Source organism: Mesorhizobium sp. M7A.F.Ca.ET.027.03.2.1, assembly GCF_003999175.1.
Taxonomy (GTDB): domain Bacteria; phylum Pseudomonadota; class Alphaproteobacteria; order Rhizobiales; family Rhizobiaceae; genus Mesorhizobium.
This window is the reverse complement of the sequence record NZ_RZOM01000793.1, coordinates 1-2955: the sequence shown is the minus strand read 5'-3', so window position 1 is coordinate 2955 and position 2955 is coordinate 1. Positions and strand designations below refer to the sequence as shown.

Annotated in this window: 3 protein-coding genes; all 3 read left to right on the top strand. The window is 64.4% G+C overall.

Annotation, left to right across the window (positions count from 1 at the left end; all coding sequences use genetic code 11):
* Positions 1-994: extracellular solute-binding protein (locus EN750_RS26970; protein WP_127398457.1), on the top strand; the 994-nt coding region annotated here is incomplete at its 5' end.
* A gap of 26 nt (positions 995-1020) precedes the next feature.
* Entirely contained in the window at positions 1021-2208 is a 1188-nt protein-coding gene (locus tag EN750_RS26965; protein WP_127398455.1) for an ABC transporter substrate-binding protein, read from the top strand.
* A gap of 71 nt (positions 2209-2279) precedes the next feature.
* Positions 2280-2955: ATP-binding cassette domain-containing protein (locus tag EN750_RS26960; RefSeq protein WP_145967942.1), on the top strand; the 676-nt coding region annotated here is incomplete at its 3' end.

The window sequence follows — 2955 nt, the reverse complement described above, 5'->3', positions numbered from 1 at the left end:
CATCGTCATCGACCATCCGCATGTCGGCCAGATCACGGCCGAAGGCTGCCTGGAGCCGCTGGATGTCGCCGGACGCGAGGCGGAACGCACGGCCCTTGCCTCGGGCAGCGTCGGCCAGTCCTATCCGAGCTACAACTGGCAAGGACGGCAATGGGCTTTCCCGATCGATGCGGCAAGCCAAGTCCAGGCATGGCGGCCGGATGCGATCAGTGCGCCACCGGCGCGCTGGAGCGAGGTGCTCGATCTCGCCCGTCAAGACCGCGTGCTGCTGCCGTTGCGGCCGCCTCACGTGTTGATGGTTTTCTACACGCTTGCCGGCAATCTCGGGCATGCCTGCACGACCGATTCATCCGACGATCTGATCGATGTGGAGATCGGTAGCCAAGTCTTCGAGGCAATGCGCGAGATCACAGCGCTGGTCGATCCCGCGTGTTTCGAGATGGACCCGATTGCCGTCTCCGAACGTATGGCGGAGGCCAGTTCCAGGTTCGTCTGCGCGCCACTGATCTATGGCTACGTGTCCTATGCGACGGATGGCTTTCGGGCGAACCGGCTGGCCTTTGCCGATGTTCCGGTCATCGGTTCCGGCGGCCCGGTCGGTTCGGCGCTTGGCGGCACCGGCATAGCGGTTTCAGCCTTTTCCAAAGCCAGGGATGCCGCGATCGACTTCGCCTATTGGGTCGCGAGCGGCGATGTCCAGCGCGGCCCCTATGCCGCCGCCGGGGGCCAGCCCGGCCATGCAGCGGCCTGGGAAGATCAAGCCGTCAATGAAGCAACCGGCGACTTCTATCGGGATACGCGCGCGACGCTGGAGGGCGCATGGGTGCGGCCGCGCCATGACGGCTACATGGCGTTCCAGCAGGCGGCTTCCGAACGCATCCTTTCCGGCATGACCTCCCGGCATCAAGCCCGACAGGTCGTTGCCGATCTCAATCGCCTGTTTCGGGAGAGTTCCCCGGCGCAGGTGTCCGGCGCTGCCGGTGGAGGAGCCTGAACCAAACCGAACGGAGGAGAACAAGAATGACAGGAATGATCCGCGGCCTGCTGGCCGCAACGGCGCTTGCCTCGCTTGCAACGACCGCCTTTGCACAGGATGTGCAAGGCGTCATCGGTGGACTGCCGACCGAACTCAAGGCGCAGTATGACGGCGCGCCCCAGAAAGTGCTGCCCTCGGCCTGGGACAATTTCACCGCGCCGCCGAAGCCGTGGAAATGGTGCCACTCGGAATCATACCAGGGCAATCCGTGGCGGGTCACGGTGACCAAGGAACTGAAGCGTCTTGTCGACGGGCTGATTGCCGACGGAATGGTGTCCAGCTTCGAAGTGTCCGATTCCAACAACGATGCCAGCCAGCAGATCAACCAGATCCGCGCCTTCATCGACAAGAAGTGCTCGATCATCACCTCGATCCCGGGTTCGGCGACGGCGCTTGACGACGCCATCGACGCTGCCGCCAAGGCCGGCATTCCGTTCATCACCGCGGCCGGCTCGGTGACCAGCCCGAACGCGATCAATGTCGATTCCAACTATGCGCGCTGGGGCTATGACATGATGGCGGCGATCGGCAAGGCGCAGCCGGACGGCGCCAGCATCCTTCTGGTCGAAGGCATCGCGGGACACCCGATCGTGGTGCAGGAGCGCCAGGGCGCGGACAAGGCGCTGGCCGAAAATCCGAAGCTGAAGATCTCGCGCAACGTCAACGGCAACTGGACGGCCAACGTCACCAAGACAGTGGTGCTGCAGGCGATCGCCACCAACCCGGCGCCGATCGATGCGGTGTGGACGACAGGCAGCGAGAGCCGTGTCGTTGCCGAAGCCTTCGCGGAAGCCGGCCGGCCGGCGCCATTGATCACCGGCTCGATCACCGGCGATGCGCTGGGCTACTGGAAGGCCAACCCCGACAAGTACCGCTTCGAAGGCCATGCGGTGCTGCCGCACTGGACCGCGCAAACGCTGTTCCGCGTCGGCGAGCGCATGCTCGACGGACAGAAGCCGAAGCTGAACACGCTGCTGATCCCGATCCCACCTGTCCACACCGCCGATCTCGGTGCCTGGTACAAGGACTGCATGACGACCGATGCCGTGTCGATCTTCCCGATCCCGCCGAAAGATCCGATGCCGGAGGAATGGCTCGACGCCTATTTCTCGAACCCGGCGCCGACCAAGGGCTGGGATTATTCGAAGGTCCCCGACGCCTGCGCAAAATAACGCTGCGCGAACTAGCCTCTCAGCAGGCCGGCTCCTTTCGCGGAGCCGGCCTGCCAGCATCGAATTGTGACATGCTTGAAATCAAAACCATATCCAAACGCTATGGCGAGACGATCGCGCTCGCGGACGCATCGATCGCGTTCCGGGCGGGGACCATCCACACCATTCTGGGCGAGAACGGTTCGGGCAAGAGCACCATGGTCAAGCTGCTGTCCGGCATCGTCCAGCCGGACAGCGGCGTGATCCTGCTGCACGGCAAGCCATTCCCTGGCGCCAATCCATCGGCCTTCCAGGCGCAAGGCTTCGCCACGGTATTCCAGGAGGTGCTGATCGCGCCGGACCGCAGCGTAACCGACAACATCCTGCTCGGCCTCGACGGACTGGTCCGACGTGCCGTTCCCCGCCATGAGCGCCGTGACCGGGCGGAAGCCGCGCTGAAGCGCTTCGCGGTCACCGACGTCCCCCTCGACAAGCCAGCCGGCCTGCTGCCGCTTGCCGCGCAGCAATTGGTCGTTCTCGCCCGCGCGATCGTGCGCAACCCAAAGATCCTGATCCTCGACGAGGTCACCGCCGCGCTCGACTTCGCCGACCGCGAATCGGTTTTTTCGTTGATGCGTGCGCTTGCCGGCGAAGGCTGCCTGATCCTGTTCATCACCCACCGCATGGATGAGGTGATGTCGCTTTCGGACCGCATCTCGATCCTGCGGGGCGGCAGCGTCGTGCGCACCGAAGAGCGCGGCGCTTCCA